The organism is Sorangium sp. So ce1504 (assembly GCF_051521635.1).
GTDB classification, from domain to species: Bacteria; Myxococcota_A; Polyangia; order Polyangiales; family Polyangiaceae; genus Sorangium; species Sorangium cellulosum_B.
On the sequence record NZ_CP150365.1, the window covers coordinates 9161430 to 9181975 of the forward strand.

At 73.0% G+C, this 20546-nt stretch carries 17 protein-coding genes; 8 read left to right on the forward strand and 9 right to left on the reverse strand.

From position 1 onward, the window contains the following. Positions 1–183 precede the first annotated feature (183 nt). Positions 184–1092, forward strand: a complete 909-nt coding sequence (locus WMF39_RS34585) for a M23 family metallopeptidase (protein WP_437740735.1) — start codon at positions 184–186, stop codon at positions 1090–1092. A 28-nt stretch (positions 1093–1120) separates the two neighbouring features. On the opposite strand, the gene WMF39_RS34590 is transcribed toward WMF39_RS34585, so the two are convergent. The 4 genes from WMF39_RS34590 to WMF39_RS34605 all read right to left on the reverse strand — a co-directional run bounded on the left by WMF39_RS34590 (position 1121) and on the right by WMF39_RS34605 (position 6668). Continuing rightward, the gene (locus tag WMF39_RS34590; RefSeq protein WP_044966392.1) at positions 1121–2065 is read right to left on the reverse strand and encodes an RluA family pseudouridine synthase; all 945 of its coding nucleotides are present in this window, start codon (positions 2063–2065) and stop codon (positions 1121–1123) included. A 5-nt stretch (positions 2066–2070) separates the two neighbouring features. After that, the gene (locus WMF39_RS34595; RefSeq protein WP_437740736.1) at positions 2071–3537 is read right to left on the reverse strand and encodes a hypothetical protein; all 1467 of its coding nucleotides are present in this window, start codon (positions 3535–3537) and stop codon (positions 2071–2073) included. A gap of 62 nt (positions 3538–3599) precedes the next feature. Further along, on the reverse strand, positions 3600–5180 hold the full coding sequence (locus WMF39_RS34600; protein ID WP_437740737.1) for a hypothetical protein: 1581 nt from the start codon (positions 5178–5180) through the stop codon (positions 3600–3602). Between the two features lie 150 nt (positions 5181–5330). Further along, on the reverse strand, positions 5331–6668 hold the full coding sequence (locus WMF39_RS34605; RefSeq protein WP_012239102.1) for a Stp1/IreP family PP2C-type Ser/Thr phosphatase: 1338 nt from the start codon (positions 6666–6668) through the stop codon (positions 5331–5333). 274 nt (positions 6669–6942) lie between these two features. Here WMF39_RS34605 and WMF39_RS34610 point away from each other — a divergent pair, with 274 nt between their 5' ends. Then, positions 6943–7680 (forward strand): hypothetical protein, encoded by a 738-nt coding sequence (locus WMF39_RS34610; protein ID WP_437740738.1) that lies wholly within the window; start codon positions 6943–6945, stop codon positions 7678–7680. 91 nt (positions 7681–7771) lie between these two features. Next, positions 7772–8983, forward strand: coding sequence for a tetratricopeptide repeat protein (locus WMF39_RS34615; protein ID WP_437740739.1), 1212 nt, complete (start codon positions 7772–7774; stop codon positions 8981–8983). On the opposite strand, the gene radC is transcribed toward WMF39_RS34615, so the two are convergent. The 4 genes from radC to WMF39_RS34635 all read right to left on the reverse strand — a co-directional run bounded on the left by radC (position 8980) and on the right by WMF39_RS34635 (position 13248). Then, on the reverse strand, positions 8980–9759 hold the full coding sequence (radC, locus tag WMF39_RS34620) for a RadC family protein (protein WP_437740740.1): 780 nt from the start codon (positions 9757–9759) through the stop codon (positions 8980–8982). The two genes, WMF39_RS34615 and radC, sit on opposite strands and share 4 nt — an antisense overlap. A 150-nt stretch (positions 9760–9909) precedes the next feature. Beyond that, positions 9910–10638, reverse strand: coding sequence for a competence/damage-inducible protein A (locus tag WMF39_RS34625; protein ID WP_437740741.1), 729 nt, complete (start codon positions 10636–10638; stop codon positions 9910–9912). A 16-nt stretch (positions 10639–10654) separates the two neighbouring features. Next, on the reverse strand, positions 10655–11026 hold the full coding sequence (xseB, locus tag WMF39_RS34630) for an exodeoxyribonuclease VII small subunit (RefSeq protein ID WP_437740742.1): 372 nt from the start codon (positions 11024–11026) through the stop codon (positions 10655–10657). Further along, positions 11023–13248 carry a HEAT repeat domain-containing protein gene (locus tag WMF39_RS34635; RefSeq protein ID WP_437740743.1) on the reverse strand — a complete coding sequence of 742 codons (2226 nt, stop codon included), beginning with the start codon at positions 13246–13248 and terminating at the stop codon, positions 11023–11025. Before WMF39_RS34635 ends, xseB begins: the two co-directional genes overlap by 4 nt. A gap of 153 nt (positions 13249–13401) precedes the next feature. On the opposite strand from WMF39_RS34635, the gene WMF39_RS34640 reads away from it, so the two are divergent. The 3 genes from WMF39_RS34640 to WMF39_RS34650 all read left to right on the forward strand — a co-directional run bounded on the left by WMF39_RS34640 (position 13402) and on the right by WMF39_RS34650 (position 17900). Further along, positions 13402–15294, forward strand: coding sequence for a radical SAM protein (locus tag WMF39_RS34640; RefSeq protein WP_437740744.1), 1893 nt, complete (start codon positions 13402–13404; stop codon positions 15292–15294). 222 nt (positions 15295–15516) lie between these two features. Next, entirely contained in the window at positions 15517–17202 is a 1686-nt protein-coding gene (locus WMF39_RS34645; protein ID WP_437740745.1) for a protein kinase domain-containing protein, read from the forward strand. 377 nt (positions 17203–17579) lie between these two features. Next, positions 17580–17900 (forward strand): hypothetical protein, encoded by a 321-nt coding sequence (locus tag WMF39_RS34650; protein WP_437294315.1) that lies wholly within the window; start codon positions 17580–17582, stop codon positions 17898–17900. On the opposite strand, the gene WMF39_RS34655 is transcribed toward WMF39_RS34650, so the two are convergent. After that, complete coding sequence (locus tag WMF39_RS34655; protein WP_437555546.1) at positions 17867–18337, reverse strand: GNAT family N-acetyltransferase; 471 nt, start codon at positions 18335–18337, stop codon at positions 17867–17869. The two genes, WMF39_RS34650 and WMF39_RS34655, sit on opposite strands and share 34 nt — an antisense overlap. A 391-nt stretch (positions 18338–18728) precedes the next feature. Here WMF39_RS34655 and WMF39_RS34660 point away from each other — a divergent pair, with 391 nt between their 5' ends. Both WMF39_RS34660 and WMF39_RS34665 read left to right on the forward strand, forming a co-directional pair. After that, positions 18729–19592, forward strand: coding sequence for a lysophospholipid acyltransferase family protein (locus WMF39_RS34660; protein ID WP_437740746.1), 864 nt, complete (start codon positions 18729–18731; stop codon positions 19590–19592). After that, positions 19589–20524, forward strand: a complete 936-nt coding sequence (locus tag WMF39_RS34665) for an SDR family oxidoreductase (RefSeq protein WP_437740747.1) — start codon at positions 19589–19591, stop codon at positions 20522–20524. The genes WMF39_RS34660 and WMF39_RS34665 overlap by 4 nt, the downstream gene beginning before the upstream one ends. Positions 20525–20546: the final 22 nt, after the last annotated feature.

The following is a 20546-nucleotide window of genomic DNA, read 5'->3' on the forward strand; positions in this document are numbered from 1 at the left end:
GCGTGCAGCGCCGAAAGGCTGCTCCGCGGGCGAAGAATCGAGCGGCGTCGACGGCGGTGCCGCGTGGATCCATCACAGCACCCCTGACCTCGACTTCCGCGCGCTGCTTCGATAGCCTGCGTGTGGGCGCTGCGCCGTGGACTCGCCATCTGCGCTGCGCCCACGCGCCACGGACTCGCCACCATGAAGCCATCGTCTCTCGCGCCCGTGCTGGCCCTCTCCGCGCTCGCTGCCGGCTGCGGCTCGGAGCCTGAAGGCCCAGACCTCGTGTGGCCGATCGGGGGGACGGACGAGATCCAGCCGATGTCGTCGAGCTTCGGTCCCCGCCTGCAGACCTCGCGCGATGGCGTCTACGACTTCCACCGCGGCATCGATATCCCCACCGTCATGGGCACCCCGGTGTACGCGGTCGCCGACGGAAAGGTGATACGCGCAGGCCGCTACCAGGATTTCGAGGACGTCGTGGTGCAGATCGAGCACTGCGATCAGCCGGGCGCGTGCCTCTACAGCACCTATATCCACCTGGCGATGCCGCTCGTCGAGACCGGCGATCGGGTCGGGCGCGGTCAGCACATCGGCTATACCGGGCTCGCCGCCAGCAGCCTGTTCCCCCACCTGCACTTCGAGATCCGCGAGGGAGGGCACGAGAAGGTGTACTGCGTGCACCCGCTCCGCTTCCTCCCCACGCCGGACGGGCTGCCCCCGGCGCTCTCCGTGCGCCGCACCGACGAGGACTCCACGTCGAGCGTGTCGGTCGAGGTCGAGGCCACCCTGCCAGGCATCTCCCCGGGCCTCGTCGAGCTCGCGGTCGCGACGTCCAGCCGGTCGACCGGGGAGGTCATCGAGGAGCGCGTGTTCAACTACGAGGAGTGGAACCGCAAATATACAGGGGAGGGAGACGCCGCGACCATCGACGAACAGAGCCTCGGAGGCATCCGGATCGAGCCGGCGAAGTTCAACGCGCAGTCCGCGGCGTACGTGATCGCGTTCCGCTTCAGCGACCTCGGCGGGACGGCGTCGGCCGACGACCTCCAGATCACGGCGCGGGCGCGCGACGTCGACGGCCATGTCGTCGAGGCGCGCGCGCCCTGAGGCGACGCGGCGCGACGCGGCGCGCGGCTCAGGCCTCGCCGACCAGCGCCGCCATGTCCGCGGGCAGCGACGACGTCACCACGAACGCAGGCACCGCGTCGCTGCCGCCCCACCCGATGTAGTGCGCGTGCAGCGCGTGGCGGCTCAGCCCCTCCACCGCGGGCCCGCCGTAGAGCACGTCGCCGGCCAGCGGGTGCCCCACCGACGCGAAGTGCGCCCGAATCTGGTGCCGCAGCGCCCGCGGCGCCCGCGCCTCGACGAGCTCCCAGAGCCCCACCTGCCGCACGCGCTTGTACATCGTCGCGGCCGGCCTCGGGGCGTATCGCGCCACGTCGCGCGGGTGGATGCACGGGTAGACCCGCTTCTTGTCCTTCGGGTGCGGCGCGAGCGGCACCTCGATCGAGCCCATCTCGGGAAGATCGCCGATCTGGCAGATCAGCAGGTAGCGCTTGTCGAGCCGCCCCTCCTTCAGCCCTGCGCCGAGCGCCGCGAACGCCGCGGCCGTGCGCGCCGCGAGCACGAGGCCGCTCGTGTCCGTGTCCAGCCGGTGGCAGAGCCCGGGCTCCCGCGGAGAGAAGCCGATGCCCGCCATCTCGGGGTACCGCGCCACGAGCGCGTTGGCGACCGTCCCGCGCTCGCCCGGATGGAGCGGCGCCGTCGGCACCCCGGCGGGTTTGTTCACCACCACCAGGTCGTCGCGCTCGAGCACCACGTCGAGCGGCGCGGAAGGATCCGGGGTCGCCGCGCCGGAGGCCTCCGTGGGCTCCACGTCGACCTCCAGCACCTCGCCGGCCGCCGCCACGTCGCCCTTCGACGCGCGCCGGCCGGCGCCGCTCTTCCCCACGCCGAGGACGCGCACGCGCCCCTCGGAGAACAGCCGCTTCGCGCCCGCACGCCCCAGCCCGGGGAGAAGCTGCACCAGCAGCTTGTCGAGGCGCGTCCCTGCATCCAGCTCGGTGATCGTGATCTTCATAGCTCCTACGGAATCGCCCCCTGCCACCCGAGGCCGAGCGCGGGCGCTCGCCGGCTCCCGACCACGCTCTCTCCTATCACTCCCAACATGGGCAGGCCGAACCGGTTCCACGAGGGGCCCGCGCTGCGGGCTCCGGCGCCGGCAGGGCGGGTCACGCGCCACGCTACGCCCGCCCCGAGCAGAAAGCCCGCGGCCGTGGCGCCGACCCAGGCCCGCTGCTGCGCCTCGGTCGGGGACTCGAACACGAGCGGGCTGGCGAGCGCGGCGGCGCCCAGCCCGCCGAGCATCGCGCCCACGTCGATCGCCAGGATCTCCGACGGCGTGACGTCGAGCTGCGTGGCCGCCGCGGCCGCCGCCAGCCAGCCGAGCGCCGCGCCGTAGCCCATGCCAGCGATCGGCGTGCGCTGCACGTCGCCCCGCCCCGCCCACTCGACGAGCCCGCCCAGCATGAGCCCCAGCCCGCCGCCCGACTGCGCCATCAGCGCGCCGCCCTCGGACATCCGGCCCAGCGAGAGCCCGAGCGCCGCCAGCGTGATCCCGGCGGTCCCGCCGATCAGCCCGGACGCCCAGCGCTCCTGGGCCGGATCCGCCGCGTGCTGCGCGAAGCGGCCCTGGTAGATCAGGTGCCCCGCGATCGTCGGCCACCACGTGCCGGACCCGAGGTACCACGCGTCGGCCACGCCGACGTCCCACTCCTCCGCGATGATGATCGCGCCGCCGAGCCCGATGCCGGCGCCGACCGCCAGGAGCGGATAGAGCAGGCGCGGATCGTCCGAGCCGCTCGATCGCTGGATCGAGAAGCCCACGAGGCCTCCGTAGAGCGTCGCGTTGGCCGCGAGCGTCGCCTTCCCCATGCTGCGCGCCGGCGTGGCGAGGCGCCCGCGGCACCGCTCGGGGCACGGCGCATCGCGGGCCGACGCAGGGGCCGCGGCGGCGCCGGCGTCGAGCTCGGCCAGGAGATCGCGGAGCATCACCGCGGCGCGCACCGCGAGGTCGTCCCGCGCGACGCGCTCGACCCGCACCCTCAGCGACCTCGATCCGCCGGACGCAACGGCGAGCCTGAGCTCCACCTCGTCGCCGCGCAGCTCGAGGCTCGGCGCGATGAAGAGCTCGTCGCCGGAGCGCGCGCGCTCGATGAGCTCGGCCTCGTCGGGGCGCGATCGCGAGGCGACGCGGCCCGCCAGATCCACCGAGAGGCCGAGGTCCTGCGCCGTGTCCGACAGGAGCGCGTCGAGCGCGCTGGCGAGCGGCGCGGCGCGCTCCTCGGCCCCGGGCGCGACCGCGGTCGCGAGCACCACGGCCGATCGCGACGGCCGATCGGGTCGCGGCGGCTGCGCCGGTCGCTCGTCTCCCCCGGAGCGCGCGGGCAACGCCGCGCCTTCGGGCTGAGCCGACGCTGGCAGCGCCGCGGCGAGCGCCGCGGCGAGCGCCAGGGCGCCCGCGCCACCGCGGAGGTGCCAGGGGTCGATCATGGGGTTGCTGCTTCGGCCAACGGCGACGCTCGCCGCGATGGCCACGCCGCTCGGGGCGTCGATCAGAACATGAACGTGCCGCTCGCGAAGAGGTCGAACGTGTTGCTGTCGTTGACGTAGAAGCGGCGGCCGACCGCGTTGATGGTCGGGCGGTAGTTGGGGTTCGGGCTGCCGGTGACGGTGAGGCGCCCGTCCGCGTCCTGGCGGCGGCAAGGCCCTGCCGCCCCGAGGCTGTCCTTGAACTGGGAGTTGCACGGCTGGTCGCCGCCGATGCCATGCCCCCCGTCGTGGCGGAAGCCCGCGCCGATCTGGAACTTCACGAGCTCGGCCGCCCGCCACGTCACGCTCGCCGAGGCGCGGTACGAGCCGTACGGCTGGACGTCGCTGAGCCCCGTGAAGTACGTCCGCTGCGAGCCCTCGTCGACGATCGACGGCGAGCAGGCCCTCGCATCGCCCGTCCTGCACAGGTCCGGGTCGTACGCGTCGTTGTCGCGGAACGCCGCCCACTGCGGCTGGCGCAGCGAGCTCGCGTCGCTCGAGCCCAGCGCGTCGAACAGCTCCGAGTAGTCGCGCCCCTCGGAGTGGTACTCGCCGGTGAAGCGCAGATCGAGCGTGAGCCCGGTGTACTTCTCGCGGTTCTCCCAGGGGACGATCAGCACGCCGAGCATCACGCTGCCGACGAGCGGCGGGTGGTTCACCAGCGACGTCTTCAGGTCGGTGAGGCCGTAGTCGCTCGACTCCTGCTGGAACTCGAACAGCGCCTTGAACCCGCCGTACGGCTCGACGTACTTGATCCGCTTCGACAGGTACGTGTGGACCTCGAGGCCGATGGTGCCGCGCGACACGCCGGGGTCGCGCTGGGCGACCCTCTGCCCCTCGAGCTCGCTGTCGCTGCTGTTGTTCCGGTTGACGTCCGTCGGATCGGCGCACTTCACCTGGCCGCTCTTCGGCGACTCGGTGCAGGCGTGCATCGGCTCGCTCACGGGGAAGCGCCCCTCGACCCCGAACAGCCAGGTCGGCTTCGTCCGGTCGCGCGCCTGGTTCATGATGTTCACGTCGAGGCCGACGGCGAGGTACTCGATACCGCTCCGGTTCGGCGACGTGAAGGGCATCTGGAACAGCTGCTCCCCGGGGGCCCCCGCGAGCGCGACGGCCTGCGCCTCCGCCCCGGCGCTGCCGTTGAGATCGGTGAGCTCGCGCGCGTGGTTCAGGATGAGCGGCATCCTGAGGTAGAGCGCCAGGTCCCGGTAGAGGCCGACGTCGAGGCGCAAGTTGAGCTTCGAGGTCGCCTCGTTGTAGGTCGCCACGTTGAGCAGGTTCGACGTGTAGCCGCCCGACGACAGCCCCGGCCCGGCGATGCTCGTCTCGCGCCGGATCTTCGCGCTCTTCGTCGCGTACTCGAAGCCGAAGCTGAAGTTCAGATCAAAGGTGTCGCCGTCATCGAAGGCGTCGACGACGCTCGTGATCTCGCCGGTCTCCATCATGAGCCGCGGCTCGGTGGCGCTCCGCGGCTCGTCGGCGGCCGCGGGGGACGCCGCGAGGAGAGCCGCCGCTAGGGCCGCGAGCGACGCGAACGCCGAGCCCCCAGCCACGTTGATGGCGACGCGAGCGAGATGGCCTTCGCAGTACCTTCTGCCGTGCATGCTCATGGTTATCCGTCGGACGGACGCTACCGGCCGGGGTAGGAGGGTGTCAATCCGCGAATCGCTCGCCCGGCTCGCGCGGTCCCGCCCCGCCGCTCCCGCCGCGGCAATCCGCTCCGTTCCGCTCGGCCACGGCCGCGGGGGCGCCGTTCAGCGCGCCGAGGAGCGCTCCTCGGGGGCGAACGGGCTCTTCCCCTCCTCGCTGTCGGGGAAAATCTCGCTCGTGATGTCCTCCGCGGCGAGCTCCTCGCGGGCGGTGCTCAGGTCGCGCGACGTCTGATCGAGCCGGTCGGCGAGCACCCCCAGGAACTGCCAGAGCAGCTTCACGGCGAGCTCGTGCTCCTTGCGGAGGATCTCGAAGAAATCGGCGCGCCGGACGGCGATGAGCTCGCTCTGCTCCACGGCCGAGACGGTGGCCGAGCGCGGCATGCTGCGGATGAGGGCCATCTCGCCGAAGTGCTCGCCCGGGCCGACCTCGCTCAGCACCGATTCGCCGCGGATGATCCGGACGAGGCCCGAGAGCACGATGAAGAGCTCGTCGCCGCGATCGCCCTCGCGCACCACGATCTGGCCGGGCTCGAACGAGAGCACCTCGGCGACCTGCATGACCCGGAGCATCTCGCGCTCCTGCAGGCGCGCGAAGAGCGGCATCTTCGCGAGCACGTCGCGCTTCAGCGCGAGCAGCCGGGCGCGGACGCTGTCGCGGTGGTCGCCCTGGCCGAGCCGGACGAGGATCGCGGTGATGTTGTCCTTGCCGCCCTTCCTGTTCGCGAGATCGATGAGGCCGTTCGCGGCGATCTCGCCGTTCTCCTCCTCGAAGAACGGCTCGAGCTCCGCGGTGTGCGCGATGTACCCGTGGAGCCCGTCCGACGCGAGGAGGAACTGATCGCCCGGGAGCACCTCGATCGTGAGCGTGTCGACCTCGACGCGCTCGTACACGCCGACGGCGCGCGTGATCGCGTTCTTCTGCGCGACCTTCTCGATCTGATCGCGCGTGAGCTTGCCGCGCTTGATGAGCTCGTTGTAGACGGTGTGGTCCTCGGTGACCTGCTGGATGCGCCCCTCGCGGAGGAGGTAGATGCGGCTGTCGCCGACGTGCGCGATGTAGCCGTGCGAGCCGGCGATGAGGAGCGCGGAGAGCGTCGTGCCCATGCCGCGCTTCGTCGTGTCGGCCTTCGCTTCCTCGTGGATCCGGGCGCACGCGCGCTGGACGGCGTGCTCGAGCAGGCTGAGGACCTCCTTCATCGCGGCGCGCCGCACGTTGCTGCGCGCCTGGTTCTCGATGAGGTCCCGCTCCTTCTTCAGCTCCTCGTGGATGATGCGGACGGCGAGCGCGCTCGCGACCTCGCCTGCGGCGTGTCCGCCCATCCCGTCGGCGACCACGAAGAGCGCGAGCTTCTTGTCGACGAGGTAGTTGTCCTCGTTGTGGTCCCGCATGCGGCCGACGTCGGTGGCCGCATAAAACCTGATGTTTTCGGACAGGCCCATCGGTTCGGGCAGGCTAACCGAGGGCGCGGGAGGAAATCACTACCGATTGCGCCCACCGCGAACTAGACGGTGGAGGACGTCGACGGACGACCTCCTCCCGTCCATCGCGCCCTCGCCGCGCCCGGGGCGTGCCCGCTGGCGTACGGCGCGTGCGGCGCGGCGCGGCGCGAGGAGGAGCGGCGTCGGGAGGCGCTCGGGGGGCGGGTGGGGAATCGACCGCGTGGCCGCGGTTGCGAGCGGCGGTACATTCGAAGCGCGTAGAATGGGGGGTTGTATGCGGCTCGTCCTCTTCGATAACACCGACGTCGGGTGGGGTAGCGCGCGGCGGGCAAACGGCGCGAGGCGGCGCGATGGCGCGGCGGCGCGCGCGCACCCAGCTGCGGCGGACTCCGGCGGTTCCGCCGAGACCGGGGACCTCGAGGTCCTGGGTGAGGCCGTGGGCGCGACGATCGGGCTCACGCCGATCTGGCGCGCCGGCGCGCTGCTGCACCGCATGACGGGCGCGGCCGACGCGTGGCAGTCCGCCGCGAGCTGGGCCGAGGCGCTCGGCTGGGCGGCGCGCGCCGCGCGGGAGCGCGGCCGGAAGATCGCGTCGCTGCAGGCCTGGGGGCACGGCGGCTGGGGGTACATGCGCATGGGCGCGACGCGGCTCGACGAGGCCGCGCTCCGGCCCGGCTCGCCGCTCGACGAGGCGCTCGACGCCCTGAGGGCCGAGCTCGCGGGGCCGGACGCCCTCGTGTGGCTCCGCTGCTGCAGCGCCTTCGGCCACACCGGCCGGTCCTTCGCGCAGGCGCTCGCGAGGCGGCTCGGCTGCCGCGTCGCGGGGCATACGTACATCATCGCGTTCTACCAGAGCGGAACGCACTCCCTGCGCCCGGGCGAGACGCCGTCGTGGGATCCACACGAGGGCGTGCGCTTCGACGGCGGGGTGCCGACCGGCGCCAAGTGGTCGTCGCGCGGGGCGCCGAACACCGTCTCGTGCCTGGCGGGCGATCTCCCGCAGGGCTACTGACGCCGAAGGCGCGGGTGAGGCCCCGCCGCGGGTGAGGCCCCGCCCGCTCGGGCGCTCGACCCGCGCCGCCGCGTCGGCGTACGCTGCCGCCATGACGTCGTCCGGAGCGCAGCGAGCGCGCGCGCTCGATCTGCTGGGCCGCGGAGACATGGCGGGCGGGATCGCCGGGCTCGAGGGGCACGTCGCGGGCGCGCCGGACGACGTGGGAGCGTGGCTCGCGCTCGGGGCCGCGTACGCGGCGGAAGAGCGCTGGGCGGACGCGGCGAGGGCGCTCGCGCGCGGGGTGGAATCCGGCGGAGGGGAGGAGGGAGGGGAGGAGCTGATCGAGGCGCGCCTCGCCTACGCCCGCGCCCTGGTCCGCCTCGGCCGGCTCGACGAGGCGGCCGCGGAGCTCCGGCGGGGCGCGGCGATCGAGCCGCCCGATCCGCGGGCGCTGCGCGAGCTCGGGGTCGTGCTCTACGATCTGCGCCTCTACGACGAGGCGGCGCGCTGGCTCGCGCGCGCGTGCGAGGCGGCGCCGGAGGACGCGCGGGCGGCCTTCGCGCTCGGGCTCGCGCACGAGGCGCGGCGGGAGATCGCGCCGGCCATCGCGGCCTACCGCGAGGCGGTGAGGCGCGCGCCCTCGTTCGCCGACGCCCGGCTCACGCTCGCGGACGCGCTCGCGTCGATCGGGGAGCACGAGCGAGCGCTGGGCGAGCTCGAGGCGCTGCTCGCGCGCGAGCGGAGCCACGAGCAGGCGGCGAGGAACCGCGAGGTGCTGCAGCGCGCGCTCGCCGAGATGCGCGCGCGCCGGCTGCTCGGCAAGACGGAGCGGGAGCTCGCGCGGTCGGCGCTCGTCATGGAGGCGCAGCTCAGGCGCCGCGAGGCGCGCGCGGCGCCCGCGACGGCGGAGGGCGCCGCAGCGAGGCAGATCGTCCGCTACACGGCGCCGCTCCTCGAGCTCCACGTGACCCTCGACTCCCCGAACAATGGCCCCGGGAGCGGCGCGATCGAGGCGCTGCACCTCGCGCTGACCGATCCGGACCGCGCCGCGCGCGCAGAGGACGACGTCTTCAAGGTCACGGTGATCGGCGAGGACGGCCGGCAGGCGCCGGTCAGCTACGCGACGGGCGCGTCGCTCACGCTCGTGCGCGAGGCGATCGGCTGCCCGATGACGCAGGCGAGCGCGCTCTATACCTCGCTGCTGAAGGGGAGCCCGTCGGTCGACTGGGGCGGCGCGACGCTGCGGTTCGCGAGCGTGCCAGGCACCGGCGGGGCGCCCGGCGGAGAGCGGCACGGCCTCCTGGTCGGCCAGCGCGCCTAGCCTCGGCTCGGCGGGGTGGCGCCACGCGGCGCGTCGCCGGGCGCGATCATCCCGAGATCGAGCAGCGAGGAGTAGTGCCCGTCCGGCGCGAGGATGACGTGGTCGACGAGCGGCACGCCGATCACCTCGCCGGCGGCGGCGACCGCGTTGGTCATGGCCACGTCCTCGGGCGACGGCGCCGAGTCGCCGCTCGGGTGGTTGTGCACGAGCACGAGCGCCGAGGCCGCGTCCGAGAGCGCGGCGCGCAGGATGTCCCTGGCCGTGACGGAGCACCCGTGGAGCCCGCCCTGCGCGACCCTGCGCGCTCCCCTCATCCCGTTGCGGCCGTCGAGCGAGATCACCCACATCTGCTCGTGATCGAGCGGGCCGAGCTGCGCCGCGCACCACGCCGCGATCGAGGCCGAGGTGCGCACCGGAGGCCGCGGGCGCACCGCGCGCTCGAAGGCGCGCCGCCCGAGCTCGAGCGACGCGGCGATCCGGAGCGCCTTCGCGAGCCCGAGGCCGGGGTGCTCGGCGAGCGCGTGCGGGCCGAGCCGCGCGAGCCCCTCCAGCCCGGCGAAGCGCGAGAGAAGCGCGGCGGAGACGAGCGTCACGGGGGTGCCGACCAGCCCTGTGCCGAGCACGATCGCGAGCAGGTCGGCGTCGCCCAGCGACCAGATCCCCTCCTCGAGCGCTCGCTCTCGCGGGCCGACAAAGGCGGCCAGCGCAGAGGGGTCGTCGGTGCACGTCTCGGGGAGGTGATCGGACAGCAGGGGGGCGCGCTTCCACGGGCTCATGCGCGAGCGACAAGCACGCGGCGGGCCCGCCTGCCGGCCCGGGGCGCCGCGGGGGCGCGCGCGCCGGCGAGGCGGCGGAACGGCGGCGGAGGGTGGCGGCCGCCAGGGCTGCGCGCCATCGCCCGGAGCGGGAACGGAGACGCGCGCGCGTCACTCGACGCGGACGATCGTCTCCGCGGGGAGGCTCTCGGCGAACGCGTCGCGCGCCGCGCGCACCCTCGCCTCGACGAGGCCGTCGAACGTGAGCTTCGTGCGGTACTCGACGCCGGACCACCTCGGATAAGAGCCGATGTCGACGTCGCGGTGGGCCTCGACCACGCGGTCGAGCATGGGCTTGAGCTGCCCCTCGTCGAGGGTCGTGAACACCGCGAGCGAGACGAACGGCGCCCCGCCGGAGAGCTCCGCCTGGATGAGCGCCTGCTTCGCCCGGAAGATCTGCGGCACGCCGGGCAGCATCCACACGTTGCGCATCACCACGCCGGGCCACGCGGCGCTGCCGCCGGTCACGAGCCGCGCGCCCTCCGGGATGCGGGCCATGAGCAGGTGCCCCTCGGTGAGCCGATCGCCGTAGTAATCGCGCAGGAGGCTCTCGATGTTGGGCGCGCTGACCACCGGCACGCCGAACGCGCGCGCGACGCCCGCGATCGTCAGGTCGTCGTGCGTCGGGCCCACGCCGCCGCTCGTGAAGACCCAGTCGTGCGACGCCGCGAGCGCCCGCACCTCGGCGGCGATCACCTCGATCTCATCGAGCACCATGACCGCCCGCTCCAGCCTGACGCCGAGCGCGCGCAGGGTGCCCGCCAGCACGAACAGGTTCTCGTCAGCGATCTTCCCGCTGAGCAGCTCGTTGCCGATGATCAGCGCCGCTGCGGTCCTCATGTCACCCTTCTTCCGCTCAGCTCTCGAACTCGCGCGTCACCGGGCGCCCGTCGGCGTCCATCCCGAGCAGCTCCTCGACGCGCTTCTCCGCGCGATCGAGGCGCTCCTGCGCCGACCGCGAGAGGCGGATGCCCTCCTCGAAGAGCGAGAGCGCGCGCTCGAGCGGCAGATCGCCGCCCTCGAGCTCCGCGACGATCTTCGCGAGGCGGCGCGTCGACTCCTCGAACGACATCGCGCCGACGCCCGCGTCGCCGCTCCGCGGAGCGCGGTCGGCCTCGGCCTTCGCCGACGCCCCGGCGGCGCCGGGCTCCGCGCTCGATTCGACGCGTGATTCGGCGCGTGATTCCACGCCCGCGCCCTCGTCCGTCGCGTTGCTCATCGTCGTCATGAGCCAGCGTCCCCCGGGGGTGCGGCCGGCGCAAGCAGGACGGCGCTCGCGCCGGGCGGCACCGCCGGCACGAGGAGCACGCCGTCGGGATCGGCCACGACGGGGACCGCCAGCCCATCCGGCCGGACGAGCCGCGCCGGACGCGAGGAAGCGCTCCCGGACGCGCTCCGGTCGTTCGGGACGATGGCCACCCACACGACGCCCGTCGCCAGCGCGGAGCGCGGCCGATCGAGCGCCCGCGCGCCGGCGCCGGAGAGGGCGGCCCGCGCGAGCGCGCGCACCCCTTCGTCAGGATCGAGGTCCCGCGCCGCGACGAGGACGCGCCTGCGCTGCACCTCGGTGCGCCGGGACAGGCCGCGGACGATCGCGCGGCGCACCGCGGGGTCGTCCTCGAAGCGGTACGCGCGGGCGAGAAGGGAGACGCTGTCGGGCATGGGGTCGCTCCCGAGGCCGAGCGCGACGTGCGCGCGCACGACGGGATCGCTCCCCTCGAGCAGCCGCTCGATCCTGCCGCGGACCACCTCGTCGTCGCGGGCCGCGAGCGCGCGGGCGGCGAGCGGCGACAGCGGTCCGCCCGCCTCCGCGAGGGCGGCGAGCCGCGAGGTCGCGATCGCCCCGCCCCCGGGCTCCGCGAGCAGCGCGACGCCGGCGGAGATCGCCGCCGCGTCGGGCGCCGGGTCGCCGCTCTTCGCGGCGCTCGCGGCGCCGGGCGGCGACCCGGCGCCCGACGCGGCGAGCGCCGCGAAGAGCGGCGCGAGGGCGGCGAGGGCGCGCTCGCCCCGAGCGAGCGCGCCGCGCGCCGCCGCGTGGACCGCCGCGCGATCGCAGGAGGACGGGGAGCAGGCGCCGACGACGTCGACCGCGTCGCGGAGGCCGAGCGCCACGGCGCCGAATACCCCGACGGCGCGATCGCTCGACCCGCTCGGCGCGGCGAGCGCGGCGAGCAGCCGCTTCTCGAGCGCCTCGGGCGCGTCGCGCAGCACGAGCCCGCGGACCACCCCGGCGCGCAGGCCGAGCCTGCGGAGGTCCGCGTCCTTCGCGGCGCGCGGGCCGTCGAAGAGCTCCGCGACCGCGGCCCGCGCCTCGGCCCCCGGCATCGTCGCCAGCGCGAACGCGGCCGCCGTCGCCAGCTCGGGGCGCTCGTTCAGGACCCGGCGCAGCTGCCGCGCCGCCTCCGCGCCGCCCGCGCGGCCGATCGCCGCGACCGCGCGGGGCCGCGCGTCGTCAGGGAGCAGCGGGAGAGCGCGCGCGAGCGCCGGCGCGAGCCGCTCCGCCGGCCCGAGCTCGGCCAGCCTGAGCCCCTCCATCCGCCCGAGCTCGGATCCGAGCAGCGCGGCCACGGCGTCGGCCGCCTCCGGCGCGCCGAGGTACACGAGGATCTCCGCCGTCGGCTCGAAGAGCCCCGGCTCTGGCTTGCGGAGCCACGCGCGGGCCTTCGCCAGCGCCGCCTCGTCGCCGAGGCGCGCGAGGGCGCGCGCCGCGGCCACCTGCGCCGCCCTGTCGCCGCCCTCGAGCATCGGCCGGAGCGCCGCGATCGCCCGGAGATCGCCGAGATCGCCGAGGAAGCTCGCGAGCGCCGGCTCGAGCCGCTTGCGGCTGCCGAGCAGGAGCTGGAGCGACGCGGGCGGGTGCGCCTTGATCGCGCGCGCGGCGGCCTCGCCCGCGGCCCCGCCCTGCACGATCGCGTTGACGAGCACGCCGAGCGCGCGCCGCTCGCCCGTGCGCGCGAGCGCGAGGGCGGCGGTGCCGCGCAGCACCTCGCCGAGCGGCGAGGCGGCGCCGCGCGCGGGCGCGCTCTCCGAGAGCTCGCGCGCGAGGAGCTGGCGCACGCTGTCGCGCTGCGCGTGCGGCGCCAGCGCCCGCACCGCCGCGAGGCGTGTCCTGGGATCGCGCGCCCCCGGGGCGCCGTGCTGCTCGAGCGCGGCGAGCAGCGCGCTCACCGCCTCCTCGGTGCCGATCACCCCGAGGCGCTCGATGCCGCGGAGCCGCGCCGCCGGGTCGCTCGACGAGAGCAGCCGCTCGCCGACGGCCACGCCGAGGCTGCCGCGCAGCGGCGTCGCGCCGGCCTCGGCCCCCGCGGACGCCTTGCCGCCTTCCTCCGCGGCCTGCGGCGCCCGGGCGGTCCGCGCGACCGGCTGAGGCGCTGCCGGGCCCGCCATCGCGGTGGCCGCGAGCGCCGCGGCGAGGCCCAGGGCGCGGGGGGTTCCAGGGAGGAATCGCATTCGCTGCGCCGCACTATCCCGCGATCGACGGCCCGCTGTCACGCCCCAGGCCGAGCCGTGTCAGCGCCGCGTGACAGCCTGGAATTTGATGGAAGCACGCGCTAGGTCGACCTACCGTGCAGCCGCGAAATGCGGCTGTGAGAGAGGTGACGCTTGATCGACCTGGTACGGACACTGGAAAAGGCCATCACGGTCTCCGCCGACAAGGCGTGGCCGGTCTTGCAGCGACTGAGCCGCCTCGGCGGCGAGCCCAGGCCGTTTCACCCGAAGTGGAGCGACAAGCCGATCCCGAGGGGCGGCGAGCGCACGAAGCCCCCGCTCGGCTGGCCTCGCGAGACGGACAGCCTGTGCCCGCGCTGCGTCAAGGAGGCGCGCGACGAGATCCTGAGTGGCAGGGCGGACTGGACCAAGCTCATCACGGACAAGCCCGGGGAGATCCGCGCCAGCATCGTCGCGCGCGAAGGGCGCGTGGTGATGGAGAAGACGTGCCCGAAGCATGGCTTCTTCTCGGACACGATCTCGATCGACCCGGCGTTCCTGGCGCGGATCGAGCGCCTCTTCGGCGGCCGCGACGTCGAGATGACGAAGGACAGGATCCACAACCACGGATCCAGCACCATCCGTTACGGTCGCGGCGCGGTGCTCACGGTCGACCTGACGAACCGCTGCAACATGATGTGCGACCCGTGCTTCATGGATGCCAATCAGGTCGGCTACGTGCATGAGCTCTCCTGGGAGGAGATCACGCGGATCCTGGACGACGCGGCGGCGGTGCGCCCGCGCCGCCAGATGTCGATCCAGTTCTCCGGCGGCGAGCCGACGCTGAGCCCGCACTTCCTCGACGCGATCCGGTACGCGCGCGAGAAGGGCTACTTCGCGGTGCAGTGCGCGACGAACGGGATCCGCTTCGCGGACGAGCCGGGCTTCGCCAAGAAGGCCAAGGAAGCGGGCCTCCGGATGGCGTACCTGCAGTTCGACGGGGTCACGAACGCCGCGAACGGCCACCGGAAGATCGGGAACCTCTACGACGTGAAGCTGCGGGCGATCGAGGAGCTCTCGGCCGCCGGGATCGACGTCATCCTGGTCGTGACGATCGTCAACGGGGTCAACAACGATCAGGTGGGGCCCATCATCGACTTTGCGGTCCAGAACGCCGACAAGATCACCGTCGTCAGCTTCCAGCCGGTCAGCTTCACCGGCCGCGACGAGGACATCTCCGACGAGCTGCGCGAGAAGCAGCGCTATACGCTGAGCCACCTCGCGCACGACATCGCCCGGCAGACCGGCGTGACCGACCCGCTGCGCGACTGGTTCCCCCTGTCGGCGCTCAGCCCCTTCGGCAACGTGACCGACCTCCTCGACGGCCCCGACAAGGACTGGGGGCAAATCAACTGCGGCTGCCACCCGAACTGCGGGATCGGGACCGCGCTGTTCGTCCACAAGAAGACGAAGCAGATGGTCCCGCTGCTCGACTTCATCGATGTCGAAGGGCTGCTCTCCGACCTGCGCGCGATCTTCGACGCGGGGCACAGCCGCGCCCTCACGAAGGCGCAGGTCGTCGCAGCGCTGCTGCGCCATTACCAGCCGGACAAGGCGCCGCCCGGCTTCCACCTCGCGACGCTCGTGAAGCAGTTCTTGAGCCAGACGGGCGCCGCGCACGCCGGCGAGGGCGACGCCCGCGAGTACGAGTGGCGTGTCCTTTTCGTCGCGGGCATGTGGTTCCAGGACCTGTTCAATTACGACTTCCGCCGCACCGAGATGTGCATCATTCCGTACGGAACGCAGCTCGGCGAGATCAGCTTCTGTGCGTACAACACCGGGGCTGGATGGCGAAATATCCTCGAGAAGATGAAGGCCAACGCCACGGTGGCCGAGTGGTACAAGAAGCACGGTAGGCACCCTGTCTATGCGAAGAATCAGGATCTTCCTTTACCGACCTACGACAACCCCCTGACGATCATCGAGCACGACCTTGCGTTGCGCGAGCGCGAGCAGGGCGGCGCGCGCTCACGGCGGACGGCCAGGCGGCTGCCGATCGTGAGCTGATCGCGCCCCCACCCCGCGCGCGGCTAGGGCAGCGCAGCGCAGCGCAGCGCTGCCCCGGATCGCCGAGAGACAGGTCACGTGAGCCGCTGGGCTCGGCGATCGGTCGCAGGGCACCTCACATCGACACAGAATCCGGTTCTCCTCGCGGCCGTGTGGGAGGAGGCTCGCGTGAGCGGCGCGGGAGTCGTGGAGAACGCACCACGCATGGTGTAGTCTGGTCACGTGACCTTGCACGCGGGCCGCTATGAGAGCTTGCGCGCCATCGCGTCAGGCGGCATGGCGACGGTGTATCTCGGGCGGGCCCTGGGCGCCGGCGGGTTCGAGCGCCTCGTCGCCCTGAAGATGATGCACCCGCACATCGCGGCGGAGCCCGAGTTCGTGGCGATGTTCCTCGACGAGGCGCGCCTCGCGGCGCGGGTCCGCCACCCCAATGTCGTCGCGACCTTCGATCTCGTCGAGGACCCGCTGTTCCTCGTCATGGAGTACATCGAGGGGCCGTCGCTGCACAGCTTGCTCCGCACGTGCGCGCGGGCGAAGCGGCCCGTCCCGCTCGGGATCGCGCTCCGCATCTTCCTCGACGTGCTCGCGGGTCTCCACGCCGCGCACGAGCTCACGGGGGGCGAGGGCGAGCCGCTCAACCTCGTGCACCGCGACGTCTCGCCGCAGAACGTGCTCGTCGGCGTCGACGGCATCGCGCGCATCACCGACTTCGGCGTGGCCCGCGCCGAGACGAGGCTCATGTCGACGCGGGGCAACGCGCTCAAGGGGAAGCTCGCCTACATGGCGCCCGAGCAGATCCGGGCCGCGAACGTCGACCGTCGCAGCGACGTGTACTCCGCCGGCGTGGTGCTCTGGGAGATGCTCACGGAGGAGCGCCTGTTCAAGGCCGACAACGACGGCGCGCTGCTCGCGCAGATCCTCCAGGGCGCGCCCACGGGTCCGCGCGGGGTGGTCCCGTCGGTGCCGGCCGCGCTCGACCAGATCTGCCTGCGCGCGCTGCGCACCGACCCCGACGATCGCTTCCCGACCGCCGCGGCGTTCGCCGAGGCGCTGGAAGACGCAGCCACGCAGACGCCGGGCCTCGCTGTGTCGTCGCCCCGGGCGGTGGAGGCGCTCATCAAGGAGGTCGGTTTGCGCGGGCCGCCGGAGAGCCTCACCGCGCCGGTCAGCGCGCGGGGCGGCCCCGCGTCGGCGCCCCGGTCGGGGCGATCGCCGCTGAGCCAGCGCGCTCCGTTGAGCGATCCTCTGCCGCTGAGCCCGCGCTCTCCGTTGAGCGATCGTCTGCCCCTGAGCCAGCGCGCTCCCCTGACCCAGCGGAGCGTCGAGGCGGCGCAGGACAACTCGGGCGCCGAGGGCAGCGCGCCGGGGCTGGGCGCCGTCGTCTCCGAGGCCGTCTCCCGCGGCCGGCACCACATCGTGCGCCGCCGCGTGCTCGCCAGCGCCTGCGCGGTCGCGCTCGCGGTCGGGGCGGGCGCCTTTCTCGCCGCCGGCCAGCAAGAGCCAGCCGCTCCCTTCACGGCGGAGAGCGCCTCTGCCTCCCGGATCTCGTCCTTCTTCCCCGCTGCCGCGGCGGCCAGCGGGCCGGTCCAGGCGGCCGCGCCCGGGCATCCCGGCGAGCTGGCCGGGTCCGCGGTCCCCGGCGGCTCCGCTCAGGGCGTGATTCCCGGCGGAGCCGCCCAGAGCCCCGCCCCGAGCTCCAGAGCGACCCCGCCCGCGGCCGTCAAGCCGAGGACGAGCCGGCCCGACACGCGCACGACCAGCGGATCCACGGCCCCGACGGCGAAGCCGGCCACCCGCTCATCGACCGTTCGGAGCGCGGCGCCGAAGACCGCGCCAAAGGCGCCAGAGCCGAAGCGGAGCGCTCCGCGGACGACCTCCCGGACGCCCTTCAAGCCATCCGGCCTGTGACGCACGCAGGGCTGTGACGCACGACGTCACCGCGGAGATAGCCCAAGACGGTACGTGCGCATGGATCCAGCGCGCCCCCCCGGGCGAGCCATGATCCTTTTCGCCGCCTCGTCCAACACTCCGACCATGGAGACACGTCCAACACCCCGACGACCGCGAGCACCCGCGACCTCGGCGCCGATAACGCGACGTCGGGTCGCGCTATCGCACATTGAACGCACGGCGTCGCCTACATGCTCACGGAAGACAGCAGAACGTCAGTGGTCGCCTCACGAGCGCGATAGGGGAGGTAGGCTATTCTTGTCGTAGGGCGGTATGTGCTCGCCCAAGTGAAAGACGCGCCGCGCGTCGGACGTTACCCCGGGGGGAACCAGCTCATGCGCTCGCTTTTTGAGCAGGTCGTCGAGTGCTGTGGCCTCGCACCCGCGTTCGCCAGAAAGATCATCCAGGAGGCCTGCGAGCGGAGCGATGTGTCACCGCCCGAAGCGATGACGCCAGCCGATCTCATCCGCACGCTCCCTCACATCCGCCAGGCCCTCGGCGTCTTCCTCGATCCTGGGGAGGTGGCGCTGAAGACGGCCGCGATGCGAGCCCTCGTCAAGGGCTCCTGGCCGTCGATGGCCGCGGTCGTCCCCCCTGGTTCGAACCAGGAGAGCCGGACCCCTCAGGACGAGCCGAAGGCCAAATCGAGCTCGTAGAGCTCGTAGTGCGAACGCCGCATTCCGAGCGCGACATACGTCGACTGCGCTCGCGCGTTCGCGGTCTCCACGTACAGGCGGATACCGCATACGTCCCCCGCGTCCGCCGCCATCTCGTGGACTCGCCGATACAGCGCCCGGAAGACCCCGCTGCGCCGCTGCGCGGGGGTCACATAGACGGACTGGATCCACCAGAAAGTGCCGTTTCTCCAGTCACTCCATTCGTAGGTGACCATCAGCTGCCCGGCCATCTCGGACGCGTGCTCGGCCACCAGATAGAACCCTTTGGCGGCATCCGCGATCAGCGCGGCGGCGCCGCGGAGGGTGGTGGCGGCATCCAGCACCTTGCCCTCCGTCTCGAGCGCCATGGCCCGGTTGTTCGCCGCGATCAGCGCGGCGTCGGTGGGCGCCGCCCGGCGGATCACGAGCGCTGTCACGAGGCGACCTCCCGGCGGGCGTCGCAGGGACGTTCTCCGGCCGTACGGCCGGAGAGCGCGGAAGCGCGGCAACGGATCGACATGGCCGACCCCATACCGCGGGCAGCACGGCTGCTCAATGAGCACGCGCACCACACGCACCACACGCGGCGCCTCGATCCAGCGACGAGCCAGCGACGAGCGCGCGGCCGGGCCGGTGACGACCGTCCGCGAAGGCGTCGCCGCGGCGCGTTATGTTTCGAGGAGCGATCCTCGACGAGCGCGCCCGGCGCTCGGCGCGTGGTCCATGGCTCCGCCGCGCCGGCTGCCTCTTGCGGCGCTTGGCGGAGGTTGTGCTCCTCGCCCGATCGCGCATACCCTCCGGGCGCCGAAGCCTCCCGGAGGGTGACCCTTGACACTGCTCGTCAGCGACTCGATTGCCCAGCGCGTCCAGCGGCTGGAGATCCCTTTCAACAGCTTCGGGGTCGATCCTTACGGCATCTCCCAGAAGCACCTGGGTCTCTTCTTCTCCCTCCTGGACTTCTTCTATCATCATTACTTCTCGGTGGGCGTGACGGGCCTGGAGAACGTCCCCGCGCGCGGGCGGGCGATGCTCGTCGGCAATCACTGCGGGGGAGTCGCCATCGACGGGGCGATGGTGGTCGCGTCGATGTTCTTCGCGATGGATCCTCCGCGTCTGGCCGAGGGGATGGCGGAGAAGTTCATCAATCGCCTCCCCTTCACCTCGCTCTGGTCGAGCCGCACGGGGCAGTTCACCGGCCTCCCCGAGCACGCGAGCCGCCTCCTCGAGGACGAGCGGCTGCTCATGGTGTTCCCCGAGGGGGCGCGCGGCACCGCCAAGCTCTACAGCGAGCGCAACTCGCTCGTGCACTTCGGATCGGGGTTCGTCCGGCTCGCGATGAAGACGAGGACGCCCGTCATCCCCTTCGGCTTCGTCGGCGGCGGCGAGGCGGTGCCGACCATCGCCAACTCGTACACGATCGGCCGGCTGTTCGGCGTGCCGTACATCCCGATCACCCCGTACCTCATCCCGGCGCCGCTGCCGGTCCAGCTGGAGATCACGTACGGCGAGCCGATGACGTTCGCCGGGACCGGCGCCGAAGAAGACGAGGTGATCCTCGGCCACGTCGAGCAGGTGAAGGCGAGGATCGCAGAGCTCATCGAGGCCGGGCGAAAGCGGCGCCGCGGGAAGCTTTCGCAGGACTTTCGCGGCGCCACGTCGCCCAGGCCCGCCTCATCGAAGGAGCACGCATGAGGGTCCTCATCCCAGGGATCACCGGCCAGCTGGGCCGCATGGTCGCGACGCGCCTCCTCGAGGAGGGGCACGAGGTGATCGGCATCGACCGGCGGCCGTGGCCGACCGCCCCGGCCGGCATCGAGATGCACAACGTGGATCTGCAGAAGCGCGCCGCGGAGGACGTGTTCCGCAAGACCCGGCCCCAGGCCGTCATCCACATGGCGACCGTGACGCACCTCGTGGAGCAGACGGAGGAGCGGTATCGGATCAACCTCGGCGGCACGCGCGTCGTCTTCGACAACAGCCGCGCCTGCGGGGTCGAACACGTGATCTTCGTCGGCCGACATACCTACTACGGCGCCGGCCCCGAGTCGCCGCTCTACCACACGGAGGAGGATCCTCCGATGGCGGTGTCCACCTTCCCCGAGCTCGCCGACCTCGTCGCGGCCGATCTCTACGCCTGCACGGCGCTCTGGCGCGCTCCCGAGCTCTGCACGACCGTTCTCCGCATGTGCTACACGCTCGGCCCGACAGGCCACGGCACGCTGGCGAGCTTCCTCCGCGGCCCCCGCGTCCCGTACGTGCTCGGGTTCGACCCGCTGTTCCAGTTCATGCACGAGCAGGACGTCGTGACCGCCATCTGCCTCGCCCTCGAGAAGCGCATCCGCGGCGTCTACAACGTCTCTGGCCCGCAGCCTGTGCCCCTGTCGCTCATCATCCGGGCGGCGGGCCGGGTGGCGGTGCCCCTCCCCGAGTTCGTGCTGCGCAACGCGTTCGGCCGCTTCGGCCTGCCGAAGCTCCCTCGCGCGGCGCTGACCCACATCAAGTACCCCGTCGTCGTGGACGGGGCCGCGTTCCGCGCCGCGACCGGGTTCAAGCACGCCATCGACGAAGCCCAGGCCATCCGCGAGTACCGCGACGCCCACCCGGTCCCAGCGAGCCGCCCCTGAGCCCGGGACAAGGTATCATGAG

Excerpts from the sequence above, each read along its gene's own strand:
- WMF39_RS34585 (WP_437740735.1), top strand. The coding sequence starts at position 184 with ATGAAGCCATCGTCTCTCGCGCCCGTGCTGGCCCTCTCCGCGCTCGCT.
- WMF39_RS34590 (WP_044966392.1), bottom strand. The coding sequence starts at position 2,065 with ATGAAGATCACGATCACCGAGCTGGATGCAGGGACGCGCCTCGACAAG.
- WMF39_RS34595 (WP_437740736.1), bottom strand. The coding sequence starts at position 3,537 with ATGATCGACCCCTGGCACCTCCGCGGTGGCGCGGGCGCCCTGGCGCTC.
- WMF39_RS34600 (WP_437740737.1), bottom strand. The coding sequence starts at position 5,180 with ATGCACGGCAGAAGGTACTGCGAAGGCCATCTCGCTCGCGTCGCCATC.
- WMF39_RS34605 (WP_012239102.1), bottom strand. The coding sequence starts at position 6,668 with ATGGGCCTGTCCGAAAACATCAGGTTTTATGCGGCCACCGACGTCGGC.
- WMF39_RS34610 (WP_437740738.1), top strand. The coding sequence starts at position 6,943 with ATGCGGCTCGTCCTCTTCGATAACACCGACGTCGGGTGGGGTAGCGCG.
- WMF39_RS34615 (WP_437740739.1), top strand. The coding sequence starts at position 7,772 with ATGACGTCGTCCGGAGCGCAGCGAGCGCGCGCGCTCGATCTGCTGGGC.
- radC (WP_437740740.1), bottom strand. The coding sequence starts at position 9,759 with ATGAGCCCGTGGAAGCGCGCCCCCCTGCTGTCCGATCACCTCCCCGAG.
- WMF39_RS34625 (WP_437740741.1), bottom strand. The coding sequence starts at position 10,638 with ATGAGGACCGCAGCGGCGCTGATCATCGGCAACGAGCTGCTCAGCGGG.
- xseB (WP_437740742.1), bottom strand. The coding sequence starts at position 11,026 with ATGACGACGATGAGCAACGCGACGGACGAGGGCGCGGGCGTGGAATCA.
- WMF39_RS34635 (WP_437740743.1), bottom strand. The coding sequence starts at position 13,248 with ATGCGATTCCTCCCTGGAACCCCCCGCGCCCTGGGCCTCGCCGCGGCG.
- WMF39_RS34650 (WP_437294315.1), top strand. The coding sequence starts at position 17,580 with ATGCGCTCGCTTTTTGAGCAGGTCGTCGAGTGCTGTGGCCTCGCACCC.
- WMF39_RS34665 (WP_437740747.1), top strand. The coding sequence starts at position 19,589 with ATGAGGGTCCTCATCCCAGGGATCACCGGCCAGCTGGGCCGCATGGTC.